Below are 18,416 nucleotides of genomic sequence, written 5' to 3' on the forward strand. Positions count from 1 at the left end.
CGAGCCGGGCAACGGTGGCGCCGACGGTAGGACACGCGCACGACCCGCCCCGGGTTTCCCTTCGAACGACGACAGGTTAGGTTAGGCATGCCTAACCAATGAGTTTCCCCTCTCACTCTCCGCATCCCGCTCGTCGCCCCGCCCCCGCGCGGATCCACGCCCTCCTTCACGCCCTCCTTCACGCCCGTCCTTCACGCCCGCCCGAACCGACACCGCTCTGGAGCACCGGATGCGCACCCCCAGCAGCCACCCCACCCGGCCGACGCCCGCCGAGCGCGTGCGCTCCATCCTGCGAGCGGCCCAGTCGATGACCGTGGTGAGCGACGGCAGGCACCACGAGGTCCACCGGCTCGACGGCGGCGCCATGGGCGCGGTCCACCTGCACGCGCCCCATGACGGCACATCCTCCGCCACGCACCCCCGCGTCCCCGTACGTCTGGAACTGACGGACATCGCCCCCACCCCCGTACGCGACCGGCTGCGGGCCCGGGTCACGCTCACCGGCCTCATGGCGGCCCCCTACCACGACGTCCCCGGGTCCACCTGCATGGAGTTCGGGCAGGCCGTTCTGGAGAGCGGCGGAGAGCGCCGTTTCGTGACGCTCGAGGAACTCGACGAGGCATCCCCGGACCCGATCGCCACCAGCGAGGCGGCCATGCTGATGCACCTCGTCGACAGCCATCAGGAGCTACTCCCCCTCCTGGTACGGCTGGTGCGCCCCCGGCCGGTACGCGGCCTGCTCCGCGCCGTCCCGCTGGCGATGGACCGGTACGGCGTGACGCTGCGACTGGAGTACCCGGGAACCCACCAGGACGAGCGGCTTCCTTTCGCCACCCCGGTCACCGACCTCGAAGGTGCCGGCCCCCAGATCCACGCGCTGCTCTCCGCGGCCCGGCGCGCGCCCCACCTCGGCCCGCTGCTCACCTGACCTGGCCGGATCCTGAAGGCACACGCCAATCCTCGTCGCAGCCGCTGCGACTGACGGCACGTCAGGTAAATAGCAGGCATACATGCGGCCGATCGGGTCATCCGGACTCCTGACAGAAGGAGGCACCGATGCCGCTCACTTTTCGGAAGAGCTTTCAGATCCTGCCCGGCGTGCGTCTCAACATCAACCGTCACTCCTGGTCCGTCACCACTGGCGCCAAGAACGGCCCGAAGCGCACCAGGAGCAGCACCGGACGCCGCACCACCTCCATGAACCTGCCCGGCCCCTTCGGCTGGCGCAAGACCCGGCAGACCCGCCGGGGCTGACCGCCACGGGGACCGAACGGCACGGGGGCCTCGCCCGCCCCGACGTCGCGGCAGCCGGGAGAGGGCGACGACCAGCAGACCTGTGCGGGCGCGAAGAAGGGGATCCGGCATTGCCGGATCCCCTTCTTCGCGCCCGCACGGACGAATCCGACCGTACGTCGCCGGAAGGGAACGGCCGTCCAGGTCCTCACACGCGCCGACTTCCCTCGGCACGCTCGCGCCGCACGGGCCGTGATGCTGTTGCGAGGGAGTGAGAGGTGCGGCCACGCCCTCCCGCTCGCGCGTGCGCGACCACCCGTCCCGGAACACCTCGCTCTTCGCGGCAGCAACCCCGGCGGCGCATCCACCGCTCGACCGGCGCCGGGCGGCAGCCCTCCGCACCGGCACGCCGCCTCCCGTACCTCCGGCGTGGCCGACACGGGCTGACCACGCGTCAGACGGCGCGGATCCGCAGTCGGATCACGCCGGCACGGGGCCGCCGGAGAGAGCCGGGCGGTCCCCCTGCGGACAGCACGCCGAGTTGCCCCGAATGTCACCGATTCGCCACGCGTCCCTTCCGCAACACCCTTGACACACAACCCCACGAGCCTCCCTACTGGTCTCCGCATCCCAGTTTGACAACGTTGTCCAAACATCGTCCGGGGAGGAACGGCTCGGTATGCAGCCACCACTTGATCTTCGTTTCCACGCGGGTACGCGTCGGAGACACAGCGTCGCCGCCCTCGCCGCGACCCTCGTACTGGTCGGAGCGGGCCCTTCACTCGCCGCCGTACCGCAGAGCGGCTCCGGGCGGCCGTCGGCCGACCAGACGTTCAGCTCGTCCTTCGAGGCCGACCAGAAGCAGCCCGACTGGCGCAGCACCGTGGAGACCGGCCCGGACGGCAAGGACCTCTCCCAGGGCGTCGACGGCGGGTTCGCCGGCGGCATCCCGGGCAACGTCACCGACCGGGTGACGGACCTTCGCGCCAGCGACGAGAACACCGGCGGCGGCGAAGTCAAGGAGAACCTGGTCGACGTCTCCTCCGCCACCAAGTGGCTGGGCTTCAAGTCCACCGGCTGGGTGGAGTTCGACCTCAGCGAGTCCACGAAGGTGACGACGTACGCGCTGACGTCAGCCAACGACCACGACGAGCGTGACCCCGAGGACTGGGTCCTCAAGGGGTCGGCCGACGGCGAGACGTGGACGACGCTGGACACGCGTACCGGGCAGACGTTCGGCGAGCGCTTCCAGACCCGCTCCTTCGACATCGCCGAGCCGGCCGCGTACCCGCACTTCCGCCTGGAGTTCACCAAGAACCACGGCGCCCCGGACGCGATCCAGCTCGCCGACGTCCAGTTCTCGGACGGCGACACCTCCGCCCCGGTGCCCGACGAGATGCGCACCGTCGTCGACAAGGGTCCGTCAGGGTCGCCGACGGCGAAGTCCGGTGCGGGTTTCACCGGCACCAAGGCGCTGCGTTACGCGGGTACCCACCAGGACAAGGGCCGCGCGTACTCGTACAACAAGGTCTTCGACGTCAACACGCCGGTGACCCGTACGACACAGCTGTCGTACCTGGTCTACCCGCAGATGACCAAGACGGACCTGGCCTACCCGGCCACGCACGTCTCGGTGGACCTCGCCTTCACCGACGGCACCTACCTGAGCAAGCTCGGCGCGACCGACACCGACGGCGGAGCGCTGACCCCGCAGGGCCAGGCCGACGCCAAGCGGCTGTACGTCAACCAGTGGAACAAGGTCGCCTCGGACATCGGCACGGTCGCCGCGGGCAAGACGGTCGACCGGGTCCTGGTGGCGTACGACTCCCCCACCGGTCCCTCGCAGTTCCAGGGCTGGCTCGACGACATATCGATCGCCCCGAAGGCGCCCGCGAAGCCCAGGGCGCACCTGTCCGACTACGCGCTGACGACGCGCGGCACCAACTCCAGCGGCGGTTTCTCGCGCGGCAACAACATTCCGGCGACCGCCGTGCCGGAGGGCTTCAACTTCTGGACCCCGGTCACCAACGCCGGTTCCACGGACTGGCTGTACGACTACGCGCGCGGCAACAACGCGGACAACCTGCCCACCCTTCAGGCGTTCAGCGCCAGCCACGAGCCGAGCCCGTGGATGGGCGACCGGCAGACGTTCCAGCTGATGCCGTCCGTCGCCTCCGGCACCCCGGACGCGTCGCGGTCCGCCCGTGCGCTGGCGTTCCGTCACGAGAACGAGACGGCGACCCCGCAGTACTACGGCGTGAAGTTCGAGAACGGCCTCAGGGCCGAGATGACGCCGACCGACCACGCGGCGCGCATGCGGTTCACCTACCCCGGCGCGGACGCGAGCATCGTGTTCGACAATGTCAACAACCTGGGCGGGCTGACGCTGGACCCGGCCACCAGCTCCTTCACCGGCTACTCCGACGTGAAGAGCGGCGGGTCCACGGGCGCCACCCGGCTGTTCGTGTACGGCGTCTTCGACTCCGAGGTCACCGCGAGCGGCAAGCTCACCGGTGGCGGTGGTGACAAGGTCACCGGCTACTTCCGGTTCGACGCGGGCAAGGACAAGCAGGTCGGGCTCCGTCTCGCCACCTCGCTGATCGGCGTCGACCAAGCGAAGAGCAACCTCGCCCAGGAGATCCCGGCGTCCACCTCCTTCGAGAAGGTGCGGAAGAAGGCCCAGCGCGCCTGGGACGACATCCTGGGCAAGGTGGAGGTCGAGGGTGCCACCGAGGACCAGCTGACCACGCTGTACTCCAGCATGTACCGGCTGTACCTGTACCCGAACTCCGGCTTCGAGCAGGTCAAGGGCGTGAGCACCTACGCCAGCCCGTTCGTCGCCAAGACCGGTACGGACACCGCGACCGACACCGGCGCGAAGCTCGTCAAGGGCAAGGTCTACGTCAACAACGGTTTCTGGGACACCTACCGCACCACGTGGCCCGCGTACTCCTTCCTGACGCCGAAGAAGGCCGGCGAGATGGTCGACGGGTTCGTGCAGCAGTACAAGGACGGCGGCTGGATCTCCCGCTGGTCGTCCCCGGGTTATTCGGACCTGATGACCGGCACCAGCTCGGACGTGGCGTTCGCGGACGCGTACGTCAAGGGCGTCGACTTCGACGCCGAAGCGGCGTACGAGGCGGCCCTCAAGAACGCCACCGTCGTCCCGCCGTCCTCGGGCGTCGGCCGCAAGGGGATGGAGACCTCGGTCTTCACCGGCTACGCCGACACCTCGACCCACGAGGGACTCTCCTGGTCGCTGGAGGGCTACCTCAACGACTACGGCATCGGTCAGATGGGCAAGGCGCTCTACGCGAAGACGAAGAACAAGCGCTACAAGGAGGAGTCCGACTACTTCCTCAACCGCGCGCAGAACTTCGTGAAGCTCTTCGACGGTGAGGCGGGCTTCTTCCAGGGCAAGAACGCCGACGGCAGCTGGCGCGTCCCGTCCGCGAGTTACGACCCGCGCGTCTGGGGTTACGACTACACGGAGACCGACGGCTGGGGCTACGCCTTCACCGCGGTGCAGGACACCCGGGGCCTCGCCAACCTGTACGGCGGCCGGGACGGCCTCGCCAAGAAGCTCGACACGTACTTCTCCACCCCGGAGACCGCCGGTCAGGAGTTCACCGGCTCGTACGGCGGTGTCATCCACGAGATGACCGAGGCGCGCGACGTGCGCATGGGCCAGTACGGCCACAGCAACCAGGTCGCGCACCACGTGACCTACATGTACGACGCCGCCGGCCAGCCGTCCAAGACGCAGGAGAAGGTCCGCGAGGTCCTGGGCCGCCTGTACGGGGGCAGCGAGATCGGCCAGGGTTACCACGGCGACGAGGACAACGGCGAGCAGTCGGCCTGGTTCCTCTTCTCCTCCCTCGGCTTCTACCCGCTGGTCATGGGCAGCGGTGAGTACGCGGTCGGTTCGCCGCTCTTCACCAAGGCCACCGTGCACCTGGAGAACGGCCGCACCCTCACGGTGAAGGCGCCGAAGAACAGCACGAAGAACATCTACGTCCAGGGCCTGAAGGTCAACGGCAAGAAGTGGACCTCCACGACTTTGCCGAACGACCTCCTCGCCAAGGGTGGCGTGCTCGAATTCGACATGGGTTCCAAGGCCTCCTCGTGGGGCACCGGCAAGAACGCCGCGCCGGTCTCCCTCACCAAGGACGACAAGGTGCCCGCGCCGAAGCAGGACGTGCTGAAGGGTGACGGCGCCCTGTTCGACGACACCTCCGCCACCTCGGCCGAGACCGCCGCGGTCGAACTGCCGGTGGCCGAGGCGACGAAGGCCGCGCAGTACACCCTGACGTCGGCGAAGTCCGGCGCGGCCCCGAAGGGCTGGGTGCTCCAGGGCTCCTCGGACGGCAAGTCCTGGAAGGACCTCGACAAGCGGTCCGGCCAGACCTTCGCCCACACGCAGCAGACCCGGGTGTTCTCGGTCGCCCGGCCTGGCGACTACCAGCAGTACCGGCTGGTGCTCGACGGGGCGGCGACCCTCGCCGAGATCGAGCTGCTCTCCTGAGCCGTACGGGTCCGGGGGCGGCGGCCTCCGGACCCGTGCGGTGATCCCACGCCGGCGGCCGGCATCCCGTGTACGGGGTGCCGGCCGCCGGCGTTCCGGTGCCGCCAGGGCGGGGCTTCGGCAGCACGACCTGGGCACGCGGTCGCGATCGGGGCCCACGGCCGACGCCGGGCATCGCGGCCGACGCCGGGCACCACGGCCGACGCCGGGCACCACGGCCGACGCCGGGCATCGCGGCCGACGCCGGGCATCGCGGCCGACGTGAGCCGAAGAGCTGTCGCGCGACGGGCCGGACAACCCCGTTCCATGCGTACGCGAGAAATGCCGAATACCGCTTGACGACGGTCGCTTTCACTCGACCACAGACCGCGTGGGACCATCCCCTTTCGCCGCGGGGAATTCCCGGAGATTTCCGTACCGGCAGCCCTGACTCATTCCGGACGTGCCCCTTAGGCAGATGTGCGGAAAGAGCGGGCGGAGATGGGTGAGCGGCTCACCGGAGCGCCACGGCGAAAGAGCCGGGATCCGCCGCTCCCGACCATCCGGGGAAACCCGCAGCGATGAATTCCGGGAGCAGACGAGCAGCGCCGCACCCCGCCCCCGTCCGGCACGGGGCACGGGAGGGAGAAAGCGGAACGCCCGGTGGGGCACGGAATCACCGCAAGGTCAACATCCGGCAGCCCATGGACAGAACCTTGAGCGGTATGCCCTCGGAAGTGCACTGGATCCCCGGCCCGGGACCCCTCGCGAAGAATTGACACAACTCCGCCTCCATGCCCCCGGATACTCCGGATCAGCACTGAGTTCGGTCGTCCGCCAGAGAATTGACACCCGCGCGCGCATTGCTTACGGTCCGCTCGTCAGCTTTTCCGGACCGCACCCGAAGGAATTCATGACCCCCTTCACCTTGTCGAAGTCCAGGCAGCAATTGGTCCTTGCCGTTCTCATGGTGTGTTCCCTGCTGATCTGGCTGGACAACACCGTCCTGAGCACCGCCCTGGAGACCCTCGCGGACCCGGTCCGCGGGCTGAACGCCGGCCCGGCCGAGCTGCAGTGGGCCACCGGCTCGTACACGCTGGCCTTCGCCACCTTGATGTTCACCGCGGGAGCGCTGGGCGACCGCTTCGGCCACCGGACCGTGCTCGCCGCCGGCCTGGTCGTCTTCGCCGCGTCCTCGGTGTGGGCGGCGTTCGCGGGAGACGCGGGGCAACTGATCGCCGCCCGGGCCGCGATGGGCGTCGGCAGCGCGCTGATCATGCCCGCCGACCTGGCCATCCTCATGTGGACCTTCACCGGTCCGGCACGGTCGACCGCCGTCGCCGTCTCCTCCACCTCCGCCGGCGTCGGCATGGCCGTGGGCCCGGTACTCGCCGGCGTGCTGCTCGGCCACTTCTGGTGGGGTTCGGTCTTCCTGGTCAACGTGCCGGTGGTCGCCCTCGCGCTGATCGGTGTCGTCCTGCTGGTCCCGGACTTCCGCAGCCCTGTCGTACGACCGCTGGACCCGGCCGGAATGCTGCTGTCGATCAGCGGTCTCGCGGCGCTCGCCTACGGACTGATCCGCTCGGGACAGGTGACGTCCTGGGGCCGTACGGACGTCTGGGCGCCGATCGTCGTCGGAGTGATCCTGCTGGCCGTGTTCGTCCGGGTCGAACTGCGCAGCGAGGAGCCGGGCTTCGACCCCAGGCTGCTCGCGCAGCGCGCGTTCGGAGGCGGCAACCTCGCCCTCGGACTCCTTCTCTTCGCCATTTCCGCGATCACCTTCTTCCACGCGTTCTACCTGCAGGGTGCCCGCGGCTATTCGCCCGTCGAGGCGGGCCTGGCCGGGCTCCCGACCGCGCTCGGGGCTCTCCTGGGGGCGCCCGCGGGCGCACGGCTGGTGCGCCGCTGGTCGCTCGGGCGCGTCGCCGTGTCGGCCCTCACCGTGGCGGCGCTGACCATGGGCGCGTACGGACTCTTCGGGCCGAGCACTCCCCTCGCCGGGATCGAGGTCCTGCTGCTGGTCCAGGGTCTGTCCATCGGCATGGTGCTCGGTCCGGTGACCGCGGCGCTGATCAGCGCCCTGCCGCTGGAACGCGCCGGTGCCGGATCGGCCGTCACCAACACCGTGCGCCAGACCGGCAGCGTGATCGGGATCGCCGTCGGCGGCACGATCATGTCGATCGTGTACCGGCGCGCGATCGAACCCTCGCTGCACGGTGTCCCCCACCCGGTGCGGGACCAGGCGCGGGTATCCGCCGAACAGGCCCGGCACGTCGCCACCACGTCCCACCTGCCCGCACTCGGGTACGCCGCCGACGACGCGTTCGTCCACTCCCTGCACGTCGGCGCCGTCTGGATCATGTCCGTGGGGCTCGTCGCCGCGGCTGTCCTCCTGGTGGCCCTGCGCGCGGTCCGCGCCCCCGCTGCCGCCGGGGACGAGACCGTGCCCGCGCGGGCTTTCGAGGACGCGGCCTGGTGAGCCTCCTCAGACGGGCGGCTCCGTGAGGAGTTCTCTCAGCCAGCGGGCACCTTCCTCCTCTCCGGGGGGACCCGCACCGCCGCAGGCTCCGGGGAAGAGGCGGCCCCAGGAGCAGGCCCGGCCGATCGTTCCGAGCCGCCACGCCAGGGTGAGGGCGCGCCGCAGTTCGGCGTCGGTGGGGCCCGTTCCCGTCCACGGCTCCAGGTAGGCGTCGCGGAGGCGGGGAAGCACCCCGGTTCCGTACCGTGCACGGGCCGCTCGCGCGGCAACCAGGAAGCTGCAGAAGGGGTGGGAGATCACCGCGTCGCCCCAGTCGAAGAAGAGGAAACGGCCCGGCTCCGGGACGAACGACTGACCGTCGTGCAGATCGGAATGGTCGAGGGAATCGGGGATCCCGGTGTCCGCCAGCTCCGCGCACCACCGCGCCAGCCGGGGGCGGAGCCTCCGCAGTTCCCTGCGATCGGCCCCTTCCAGCGCCGCGTTCTCGTCGACCAACCGGTCGAAGGTCTCCGGCAGGGCGGCGACGCGCCCGTCCGGGACGCCGAGTGCGTCCATCCTCCCGGCGAACGGAATCAACGCGCGCTGCATCCGGGCGTACTGGCGCAGCATCTCCTCCCAGTCGGGGACGCCCGCGACACCGCGGTCCAGAGCGTCCCGGAAGAGCGGGCCTCCGTCAGGGGTCAGCGACCATCCCCGCTCGGGCAGGACGGCGACCGGCCGCAGCACGCGCCCGGGAATCCAGTCCGCCAGGGCTTCGGCCAGTCCCGCTTCGAAGGCGCCGCCGGGTGGTGCGGCCTTGAACCACACGGCGCCCCGTTCCCCGACGGGGATCCGCACCAGGACGGACCACGGGCGCAGCCGCACCGTGCGCCGGCCGGCCGCACGCAGTCCGTGGGCCGCCGCCTCGCGCTCCGCCCAGGCGAGGGCGGTTTCCCGCCATTCCTCGTCCTCCCAGGGCGTCACCGCATCCGGGTACCGGCCCCGGTCCACCGCCGCCGGCTCCTCGCATCCCATCGCCCCATCCCATCACCGTGCCCGTCGCCGCATCCATCGGTTTTCCCGGGACGGCGAAGCCGCCCCCGCACCAACCGGTGCGCGATCTCTGGACACCGGCTTGACGGCGTGCTGTCATACCGCCGACATCAGTTTTCCAACGTTGCATAGAAGGCGTCGCACCGCCGCACCGGAACGCGACGGCCACCTTCGCCATGCGCCGGAGCCCTGGGCGGTGTCCGGCGGATCCAGGTCGCCGGGCGCCCCGGCCCCGGCCGCGATCCGCCGGGCACTGCCCGGCACCAGACGCGGAGCGAGGCTGTCGCAGAGCAGAAGTGGAGCTTCCACGTGCCCCTGAACCGCCGGAACTTCCTGACCAGCGCCGTGGTCACCGCCGCCTCCACCACCGCGACGGCCCGCTGGGCCACCGCCGCGACCGCGGCCGGTCACGCCGCGCCGGCGGCGCGCGGCGGCCACTACGCCCCGAACGCCGCCCCGCTGCACCCGACCGCGTTCCTGAGGCTGCCACCCGGCCGGATCAAGGCCAGGGGCTGGCTCGCCGGTCAGCTCCAGCTCCAACTGGACGGCCTCTGCGGGCGGTACGAGGAGTTCTCGCACTTCCTCGACTTCGACACCTCCGGCTGGGTCCACACCGAGCGGGGCGGCTGGGAGGAAGTCCCGTACTGGTTGCGGGGATACACCGATCTGGCGATCGTCACCGGCGACGCGAAGGCGCTCGCCGCCGTCCGGCGCTGGATGGACGCGGTCCTCACGACCCAGCAGGCGGACGGCTTCTTCGGCCCCGTCGCGCTGCGCACCTCGCTCAACGGCGGGCCGGACTTCTGGCCCTTCCTCCCGCTGATCCAGGCGCTGCGTTCCTGGCAGGAGTACAGCGGTGACACCCGGGTGATCCCATTCCTCAGCCGGTTCTTCCGCTACATGAACGCTCAGGGACCGGGGGCCTTCAACACCAGTTGGATATCCCTGCGTTGGGGCGACGGGCTGGACAGTGTCTTCTGGCTGTTCAACCGGACCGGCGACACCTTCCTGCTCGACCTCGCCGACACGATCCACCGCAACGGCGCCGACTGGGGTGACAACCTCGTCAATCCGCACAACGTCAACATCGCGCAGGGCTTCCGCGAGCCCGCGCAGTACGCGTTGCGCAGCGGCTCGGCGCAGGACACCCGGGACACCTACGGGACGTACGCCAAGGCGATGGAGCAGTACGGGCAGTTCCCCGGCGGCGGGATCGCCGGCGACGAGAACGCCCGTGCCGGGCACGGCGATCCCCGGCAGGGCTTCGAGACCTGCGGCATCGTGGAGTTCATGGCGAGCCACCAGTTGCTCACCCGGATCACCGGTGACCCGCTCTGGGCCGACCGCTGCGAGGACCTCGCGTTCAACTCGCTGCCCGCCTCACTCGATCCCTCGGGGAAGGCGATCCACTACGTCACCAGCGCCAACAGTGTCGATCTGGACAACGAGCCCAAGCGCGACCGCCAGTTCCAGAACCCCTTCGCGATGCAGGCGTACCTCCCGGGAGTGGACCAGTACCGCTGCTGCCCGCACAACTACGGCATGGGCTGGCCGTACTTCCTGGAAGAACTGTGGCTGGCCACGCCCGACGGCGGTCTGGCGGCGGCGATGTACGCGGCGTGCGAGGTGACGGCGGCGGTCGCGGACGGTACGCAGGTCACGATCACCGAGGAGACCGACTACCCCTTCACCGACACGGTCACCCTCACGCTCAAGAGCCCCAAGCCGCTGAAGTTCCCCCTGGTGCTGCGTGTCCCGGCCTGGTGCGCCGAGCCGGAGATCCGGGTCAACGGGCAGCGCGTCACGGCCCCGGCCGGGCCCGCCTTCACGCGGGTCGACCGCACCTGGAAGAACGGCGACCGGGTCACCCTGCGCCTCCCGCAGCGCACCACCGTGCGCACCTGGGCGGACAACCAAGGGTCGGTGAGCGTCGACCGCGGTCCGCTCACCTATTCGCTCCGCATCGGCGAGGAGTACGAACGCATCGGCGGCACCGACCAGTTCCCTGAGTACGCGGTCCACGCCACCACTCCGTGGAACTACGGCCTCGTGCTGGACGGCGTCCTGCCCAGGCTCACCGCGGCCCCCCGGCCCCGCGGAGTCCGCGCGGAGACCGCCGCCAACCCCTTCACCCTGGCGGGCACCCCGCTCACCCTGACCGCCCGCGCCCGCCGCATCCCCGAGTGGAGCGCGGACGACGAGCACGTGGTGGCGCCGCTCCAGCGGAGCCCGGCGCGCAGCACCGAGCCGGTCGAGGAGGTCACCCTCGTCCCGATGGGGGCGGCCCGGCTGCGGATCACCTCCTTCCCGACGACCGGGCCGGACGGGACGCCCTGGCTGGCGGACCGCTGGTACCGGATCGCCAACAGGAACTCGGGAAAGGTGCTCGGGGTGGACGGGATGTCGACCGCGAACAGTGCCCATGTGGTGCAGTTCGGCGACACCGGCACCGACGACCACCTCTGGCGGCTGGTCGCCAACGGCGACGGCTGGTACCGCATACGCAACCAGCACTCGGGCAAGGTGCTCGGCGTCGATCGGATGTCGACGGCCGACAGCGCCCACGTCGTCCAGTACGACGACAGCGACACCGACGACCACCTCTGGCAGCTCGTGCCGAACGGCGAGGGCTGGTACCGCATCCGCAACCGGCACTCGGACAAGGTGCTCGGGGTGGATCTGATGTCCCTCGCCGACAGCGCCCACGTCGTCCAGTTCGCCGACAACGGCACCGACGACCACCTCTGGCGGCTGCTCTGACGAGCCGCCGTGCCGGGCGGTGTCCCCGGACACCGCCCGTGGCTCCCCCGCACCACTCCGCGCGCCGGCCCCGGGCGCGGAGCCCCCTGTGAAGGAGGTCTCAGGATGAAGTCCGCACCCGTACCGCGCCGCCGGACCTGGTGGCGAAGACTGACCGCGGGCACCGGTCTGCTGGCCCTGCTGGCCGGCGCGCTCGTCGGGGCCGGTACGGCTCCGGCCGCCGCCGCGGTCACCGCCTGGTCGCCGAAGACGGCGCCCATGACGACGCCGTGGACCAACCAGGTCTCCGTGGACCAGCCGTTGCCCGAGTACCCGCGGCCGCAGCTGACCCGCCCGGACTGGTCCAACCTGAACGGCATCTGGGACTTCGCGGTGACCGGCAAGGACGCCGACCGGCCCGCGTCCTTCACCGAGCAGATCCGGGTGCCGTTCGTGGCGGAGTCCGCCCTCTCCGGCATCAAGCGCAAGATCACCGAGAACGACAAGCTCTGGTACCAGCGGACGTTCACCGTGCCGTCGAACTGGAGCGGCCGGCGGGTCCAGCTCAACTTCGGCGCCTCCGACTGGCAGACCGCGGTCTGGGTCAACGGCACCCAGGTGGGCGCGCACAAGGGCGGGTACGACGCCTTCTCGTACGACATCACCCCGCAGCTGAACGGCGGGACGAACACGGTGGTGGTCTCCGTCTACGACCCGACGCAGACCGGCGGCCAGGCGGTCGGGAAGCAGCGGATCAACGACGTCGCCCCGCATGCGGGCGGCGGCATCTTCTACACCGCCGCGTCGGGCATCTGGCAGACCGTCTGGCTGGAGCCGGTCGCCGCCGCGCACGTCACCCGGCTGGACATGACGCCGAACCTGGCCGACAGCACCCTGCGGGTGAAGGTCCAGGCGGCGGGCGCCGCGGGCCGCAGCGCCCGGGTCACCGTCTCCACGGGGGGCACGACGGTGGGCACGGCGACCGGTACCGTCGGCGCGCAGGTGTCCGTACCGGTGCCCAACGCACACCTGTGGACGCCCGAGGACCCCTTCCTGTACGACGTGCGGACGGAGTTGCTCGACGGCACGGCGGTCACCGACACGGTGAGCGGTTACACCGGGATGCGGTCCATCGCCATCGCCAAGGTGGACAACGTGCTGCGGCCGGTCCTCAACGGGAAGTTTGTCTTCCAGACCGGCACGCTGGACCAGGGCTACTGGCCGGACGGCATCTACACCGCGCCGACCGACGCGGCGCTCAGGTCGGACCTCCAGGCCCACAAGGACCTCGGGTTCAACATGGTCCGCAAGCACATCAAGGTGGAGCCGCAGCGCTGGTTCTACTGGGCGGACAGGCTGGGGCTCCTGGTCTGGCAGGACATGCCCGCGATGGACACCGGCAAGACCCCGGACAGCGCGGCGCGGACCCAGTGGGAGGCCGAATACCACGCGATCATCGACCAGCACCGCAGCTCGCCGTCACTGGTGCTGTGGGTGAACGAGAACGAGGGCTGGGGCCAGTACGACCAGGCCCGGATCGCCGACGACGTCAAGGCGTACGACCCGTCCCGGCTGGTCGACAACATGAGCGGGGTCAACTGCTGCGGGGCCGTGGACGGCGGCAACGGCGACGTGGTCGACAACCACAACTACGTCGGCCCCGGCAACACCGCGCCCAGCTCGACCCGGGCCGCCGTGCTCGGCGAGTTCGGCGGGCTCGGGTACAAGGTCCCGGGCCACGAGTGGTATCCGGGCGGCGGCTTCAGCTACGAGGACCAGGCGAGCGTGTCGGCCCTGAACAACCGCTTCGTGGGGCTGATCGACAGCATCCGGGTCAGCTCGCTGCCCGCCGGTCTCTCGGCCTCGGTCTACACCGAGATCACCGACGTGGAGAACGAGGCCAACGGCCTCCTCACCTACGACCGGCAGGTGGTCAAGGTGGACACCGCACGGGTGAAGGCCGCCAACCAGGCCCTCATCGCGGCGTCGAAGGCGGGGACGACGGCGGTGACGCTGCCCACCGGCGGCTACAAGTCGCTGCGGGTCACCACACCGGGCCACACCACGAAGTACCTGCGCCACTCGGAGGGGCTCGCGTACACGGCGGTCGTCGACGCCACCAGCACGGCGCTGCTGAAGAGCGACGCCACGTGGAAGGTGGTCGCCGGACTGGCCAACACCACCTGCTACTCGTTCGAGTCCCGCAACTACCCGGGTCAGTACCTCCGGCACCAGAACTTCCGGGTCCGGCGGGACGCGAGCGACGGCTCGGCCCTCTTCAGGGCCGATGCCACCTGGTGCGCGGTCGCGGGGACCGGCGGGGTGCGCCTGTCGAGCGTCAACCTGCCCGGCAGCTTCATGCGTCACATCAACTCCGAGGTGTGGCTGGCCACTCCCGGAGGGGGGAACGCGTGGGACAACGCGGCCGCCTTCACCGAGGACACCACGTGGTCGGTGGACGCGCCCTGGGCGCCGTGACCTGACCCCAGCGGGCCCCGTCGGCGTGGTGGCCGGTCCGTCGGAATCCCTCCGGCGGGCCGGCCACCGGCACCGGGCGGTGCCGGGGGCTGCGTGGTGGGTACCGCTGGGGAAGCGTCCGGCCCCGGCCGCTCCCGGGCCGGACCGTGGAAGGCGGCGTGTCGTCCCCCGGAGGACCGGACGGCAGCCCGGTCAGACCGCCGGGCCCCGGACGACGGGTCCGGTGAGCACCGGCGGCGCGACCAGGGCGGCCCGCAGTCCGGTGAGCCCCTGGGCCAGCCCGGCGCGCTGGCCGGCGGGCATGCTGTCGATGGCCCCGGTGAGCACCTCGCCGCGCTTCCTGCGCACCTCGGCGAGGTGGGCGTGCCCCTCCTCGGTCAGGCTCAGCGTCACCTCACGCTTGCTGTCCGGACTGGGTTTGCGCACGACGAAGCCCACCGTCTGCAGGCGGTCGCAGAGCCGGCTGAGCGAGGGGGCCGAGACGTTCAGGGCGACGCCGAGCGCCCGCATCCTGATGCCGTCCTCGCGGTCGACGGCGTACATCAGACGGAGCTGCGCCAGGGAGGCGGGCGAGGCCCATCCTCTGTCACGGGTGCGCTCCCACAGCACGTCGAGCAGTTCGACGATGTCGCCCGCCGAGGTGGCGATCTCGACGGGGACCGCGGACGTGACCTCGACGTCGGGCGTCATGACGGTTCCCCTCTGTATCCGGTGACCCGGGGGTGGGCTTGACGCACGACGTACGTCAAGCTGAACCGTCCGGGCCGGTGGGACGGCCCGAGCGGCTTCGTACGCCATCGATGGTCGAGGAGATCTCGTGCGCGGGGTCCGAAGTGGTCCGCGCCGCGCGTCCCGGGGCCCGCTCAGCATCCATGGGGGTCGTGGTGAGGTACTCCAGCGTACCCGTCACGCTGAGCAGTCGGTCGAGTGCGGCCCGGCGCCCGTCGAGTCCCAGCCGGACCCCGGCCGCCTCGGCGTGTCTGCGGATCATGATCAGCGCGGCGAGCCCGGAGGAGTCGACGGTTCCCAGCGAGGTGCAGTCGAGCCGCACTTCGCGCGTGCCGGGTGCCGCCGCCAGCTGCTCGACGACGGTGTCGAGGAAGGCGTCGGCGCATCGGTGATCGAGGTCGCCGCACATCTCCACCCGGACCGCGCCCTGGGCGTCGAACCGCGTGCTGAGCCGGAAGTCGTCGGAGGGTGTCGTCGTCATGCGTGGGTGTCCCAGGGTGCGGGCGGACAAGGGGCATCGCCGGGCGGGGCGGCCGCGAGGCGGAGGTGGAGCGCGGCGCGGGGGAAGTCCCTGAGCTCCTCGCCCAGGATGTCCAACGCCGGTACGAGCGAGTGCGCGGGCACTCCGCGGGCCGTCAGGATGCCGGTGGTCCAGGTGAGGAACCGGGTGAAGAGTCCCGCGTCGTCGGTGTAGAGGGAGGCTGCCAGGAAGTCGACGATGTGGGCGATGTCCTCGGCGGTCCGCTCACGCTGTGCCTCGGTGTAGGCGCGCGCCCCGGGAAAGCGCTCGTCGAGCCCGGCGAGTACCGCCTTCACCAAGCGCGCCTTGCTGCGCACCACCAGGGTGTACTCCTGGTCGGCGAGATGCGGCAGGTCGTCGATGGGCTGGAGGACGCGCCGGGACCGGGTCCCGGAGTTCGCGGCCAGCAGGCGAGCCGCGGCGCGCGCGTCGGGGGCCCAGGCGTCCGCGCCGAGCAGGCGTGCGTACCTTCCGTCCGTGCCGAAGGCGGCGCCGCCGACGAGCACGGGGGTGCCGGTCGCCTGGCAGGCGGTGATCGTGGCGTGAGCGGCGGGCAGCCGGGTGGCGAGGGAGGCGGAGAGCGCCACGGCGTCGGCGCCCGTGCGGTGCAGGTGGGCGATGAGGTGGGCGGCGGGGACCTGGGCGCCGAGGTAGTCGACCCGCCAGCCGCGCAGGGTCAGGACCTCGGCGAGGATGCGGGCGGGGAGGGCGTGCCACTCGCCGTCGACGCAGGCCACGGTCACCCGGCCGGCCGCACCGGTCGGCGGCACACCGGGGCCGTGCGAGAGGACACCCACGACCCGGTCGTTGATCGCGGTGGCCGCGTGTTCCTGGGCGACGGTGATGCGGTCGGCGGCCCACTCCTCGCCGACCCGGCCCTGGACGGGCGCGATGACGTCCAGCAGGACGCTCTCGGCGTCCACGCCGTCGTCGAGGGCGTCCCGCACCAGGGCGGTGGCCGTGTACTCGTCCCCTTCGAGGACCGCGTCCCACAGGTCGGTGCGCAGTCGGGAGAGCGGGTGGTGCGCCGCAGGGAGGGTGGATGTGCTCATGCGGTGAACCTGCCCCGGGTATGGCCGTCGACGGCGCTGAGGTGGTGGGTGCGCGGGGCGGCGATCACCACGACGGCCATGTCGTCGTGGCGTCCCGGGCCGACCCACTGCGAGGCGAGCATCTGGATGTGCTCGACGATGGCCTCGGCGGGCATCCCCCCGCACCGGGTCAGCGCGGTTCTCAGCCGCTCCTCGCCGAAGAGGGCGTCCCCGAGGGGACCGCCCCGGGCCTCGGTGATCCCGTCGGTGAACAGCACGCAGCTCTCCCCCGGCGCGAGGGTGGCCTCGACCGTCTCGGCCCGGGCCTCGGGGAGGGCACCCACCAGGGTGCCCCGGGTGGCGGCCTCCTCGACCCGGCCGTTCGCGCGGACGATCAGCGGCGCGGCGTGCCCGGCGCTGGTCAGCCGCAGCCGTACGGAGGCGGAGTCCCGTACCGCTGAGGCGAGTACGAGGGTGGCGAAGCGGGCGTGGTGGGAGTTGAGCAGTGCCCCGTTGAGCAGGTCGATCATCCGCTGGTGGTCGTCGGCCATCGGCAGCAGCGCGTGCAGGGTGTTGCGGATCTTCCCGGTCAGCACGGCGGCGTTGAGGCCCTTGCCGCAGACGTCGCCGAGCACGGCGAGGGTGGGTTCGCCCTCGACGGCGGCGGGGTGCACGTCGTAGAAGTCGCCGCCCACCCGCTCGGTGTCGTGCGAGGCGCGGTATCCGCCGGCGAATTCCACACCGGACACCTGGTGCAGGACGGGGGGCAGGAGTTCGCGCATCAGCGTCTCGGTGATCGATGCCTGTTCCGCGTACATCCGGGCGGCGGACATCGCGGCGCCCGCCCGCGCGGCGAAGAGCCGGGCGAAGGTCTCCTCGTTCCGGCTGAACGCCTGGTGTTCCCCCCGGCGCAGCAGGATGAGCGCGCCGGCCGGTACCCCGTGGCCGGGCAGCGGGGTGACCACGATGGAGCCCACGTCGCCGAGGTCCTGCGGCACCACCCAGGAGGGCGCGAGGGCCGGGTCCATCCACCGCGACGGCACGGGCGGGAAGCCCTGGAGCGCCTCGGCGAGGCCGGGTACCGTCTCGGGATCCACGCGTTCGCGGGTGAGCGTCGGCGAACCGCCCTCGGAACACCGGGCGATCAGCGTGCCACTGGTCGATGGGGCGACCACCAGGGCCGCGTCCGCGAGGTGCGCGGCGGCCAGCTGGGCGGTCACCTCGGCGCACTTGTCCAGGTTGAGCGAGGAGAGCAGCCGGTTGGACGCCTCGGTGAGGAAGGCGGTGCGTTCGCGTTCCCTGCGCAGCGCCTCGGCGGCGCGCCGCCGGTCGGTGTCGTCCACCAGCCACCACACCACCCCGCCGTCCTCCTGGCGGGCCGGGTGCGCTTCGAAACTGCGGTCGCCGATGGTGCCGGCCGCCGTGACCGGGCCCTCGCCCGGCCGCCGGACGTGGTGCGCGTCCGCCAGCCAGGACGGAACCGCGTCCGTGAGCGGGGTTCCGGGGCGGGCTCCGGGCAGGAGCGCGCTCGCGGCGTCGTTGGCCCGCTCGACGGCTCCCCTCGACCCCACCACCAGGGCGGGACAGGGAGCGGTGTTCCAGGCCGGTTCGGCCGGAACGTTCGCACGGGCGGCGGGCGCCCGGTGTGCGGAAGTCACCAAACGAAGAGGG

General features: G+C 71.3%; 11 protein-coding genes. 6 read left to right on the plus strand and 5 right to left on the minus strand.

The window, feature by feature from the left end; all coding sequences use genetic code 11:
- Positions 1–229: 229 nt before the first annotated feature.
- The 4 genes from PZB77_RS02425 to PZB77_RS02440 all read left to right on the plus strand — a co-directional run bounded on the left by PZB77_RS02425 (position 230) and on the right by PZB77_RS02440 (position 8,216).
- Positions 230–928: a DUF2470 domain-containing protein gene (locus tag PZB77_RS02425; protein WP_275490844.1), complete on the plus strand. Its 699-nt coding sequence runs from the start codon at positions 230–232 to the stop codon at positions 926–928.
- A 128-nt stretch (positions 929–1,056) separates the two neighbouring features.
- The gene (locus PZB77_RS02430) at positions 1,057–1,254 is read left to right on the plus strand and encodes a DUF4236 domain-containing protein (protein ID WP_275490845.1); all 198 of its coding nucleotides are present in this window, start codon (positions 1,057–1,059) and stop codon (positions 1,252–1,254) included.
- A gap of 658 nt (positions 1,255–1,912) precedes the next feature.
- Entirely contained in the window at positions 1,913–5,758 is a 3,846-nt protein-coding gene (locus tag PZB77_RS02435; RefSeq protein ID WP_275490846.1) for a GH92 family glycosyl hydrolase, read from the plus strand.
- Positions 5,759–6,650: 892 nt separating this feature from the next.
- On the plus strand, positions 6,651–8,216 hold the full coding sequence (locus tag PZB77_RS02440; protein ID WP_275490847.1) for an MFS transporter: 1,566 nt from the start codon (positions 6,651–6,653) through the stop codon (positions 8,214–8,216).
- Positions 8,217–8,222: 6 nt separating this feature from the next.
- Here PZB77_RS02440 and PZB77_RS02445 read toward each other — a convergent pair whose 3' ends face one another.
- Positions 8,223–9,230, minus strand: a complete 1,008-nt coding sequence (locus PZB77_RS02445; RefSeq protein ID WP_275490848.1) for a phosphotransferase — start codon at positions 9,228–9,230, stop codon at positions 8,223–8,225.
- Positions 9,231–9,557: 327 nt separating this feature from the next.
- Between PZB77_RS02445 and PZB77_RS02450 the strand changes: the two genes are divergently transcribed.
- Positions 9,558–12,008 carry an RICIN domain-containing protein gene (locus PZB77_RS02450; protein WP_275490849.1) on the plus strand — a complete coding sequence of 817 codons (2,451 nt, stop codon included), beginning with the start codon at positions 9,558–9,560 and terminating at the stop codon, positions 12,006–12,008.
- Between the two features lie 105 nt (positions 12,009–12,113).
- Positions 12,114–14,465 carry an AbfB domain-containing protein gene (locus tag PZB77_RS02455; RefSeq protein WP_275490850.1) on the plus strand — a complete coding sequence of 784 codons (2,352 nt, stop codon included), beginning with the start codon at positions 12,114–12,116 and terminating at the stop codon, positions 14,463–14,465.
- 192 nt (positions 14,466–14,657) lie between these two features.
- Here PZB77_RS02455 and PZB77_RS02460 read toward each other — a convergent pair whose 3' ends face one another.
- Genes PZB77_RS02460 through PZB77_RS02475 form a run of 4 tightly spaced genes read right to left on the minus strand, consistent with a single transcriptional unit; the run spans position 14,658 to position 18,319 of the window.
- Positions 14,658–15,155, minus strand: a complete 498-nt coding sequence (locus tag PZB77_RS02460) for a MarR family transcriptional regulator (protein ID WP_275490851.1) — start codon at positions 15,153–15,155, stop codon at positions 14,658–14,660.
- A 55-nt stretch (positions 15,156–15,210) separates the two neighbouring features.
- Entirely contained in the window at positions 15,211–15,675 is a 465-nt protein-coding gene (locus PZB77_RS02465; protein ID WP_275490852.1) for an STAS domain-containing protein, read from the minus strand.
- Entirely contained in the window at positions 15,672–16,766 is a 1,095-nt protein-coding gene (locus tag PZB77_RS02470; protein WP_275490853.1) for a cobalamin-dependent protein, read from the minus strand. The genes PZB77_RS02465 and PZB77_RS02470 overlap by 4 nt, the downstream gene beginning before the upstream one ends.
- Positions 16,763–18,319, minus strand: coding sequence for a PP2C family protein-serine/threonine phosphatase (locus tag PZB77_RS02475; RefSeq protein WP_275495890.1), 1,557 nt, complete (start codon positions 18,317–18,319; stop codon positions 16,763–16,765). The genes PZB77_RS02470 and PZB77_RS02475 overlap by 4 nt, the downstream gene beginning before the upstream one ends.
- Positions 18,320–18,416 lie beyond the last annotated feature (97 nt).

This window comes from Streptomyces sp. AM 2-1-1 (assembly GCF_029167645.1).
Taxonomy (GTDB): domain Bacteria; phylum Actinomycetota; class Actinomycetes; order Streptomycetales; family Streptomycetaceae; genus Streptomyces.

What these genes read in the sequence shown, in the direction of transcription:
- PZB77_RS02465 (WP_275490852.1), bottom strand. Translation starts at nt 15,675, where the DNA reads ATGACGACGACACCCTCCGACGACTTCCGGCTCAGCACGCGGTTCGAC.
- PZB77_RS02470 (WP_275490853.1), bottom strand. Translation starts at nt 16,766, where the DNA reads ATGAGCACATCCACCCTCCCTGCGGCGCACCACCCGCTCTCCCGACTG.
- PZB77_RS02440 (WP_275490847.1), top strand. Translation starts at nt 6,651, where the DNA reads ATGACCCCCTTCACCTTGTCGAAGTCCAGGCAGCAATTGGTCCTTGCC.
- PZB77_RS02435 (WP_275490846.1), top strand. Translation starts at nt 1,913, where the DNA reads ATGCAGCCACCACTTGATCTTCGTTTCCACGCGGGTACGCGTCGGAGA.
- PZB77_RS02430 (WP_275490845.1), top strand. Translation starts at nt 1,057, where the DNA reads ATGCCGCTCACTTTTCGGAAGAGCTTTCAGATCCTGCCCGGCGTGCGT.
- PZB77_RS02425 (WP_275490844.1), top strand. Translation starts at nt 230, where the DNA reads ATGCGCACCCCCAGCAGCCACCCCACCCGGCCGACGCCCGCCGAGCGC.
- PZB77_RS02460 (WP_275490851.1), bottom strand. Translation starts at nt 15,155, where the DNA reads ATGACGCCCGACGTCGAGGTCACGTCCGCGGTCCCCGTCGAGATCGCC.
- PZB77_RS02455 (WP_275490850.1), top strand. Translation starts at nt 12,114, where the DNA reads ATGAAGTCCGCACCCGTACCGCGCCGCCGGACCTGGTGGCGAAGACTG.
- PZB77_RS02445 (WP_275490848.1), bottom strand. Translation starts at nt 9,230, where the DNA reads ATGGGATGCGAGGAGCCGGCGGCGGTGGACCGGGGCCGGTACCCGGAT.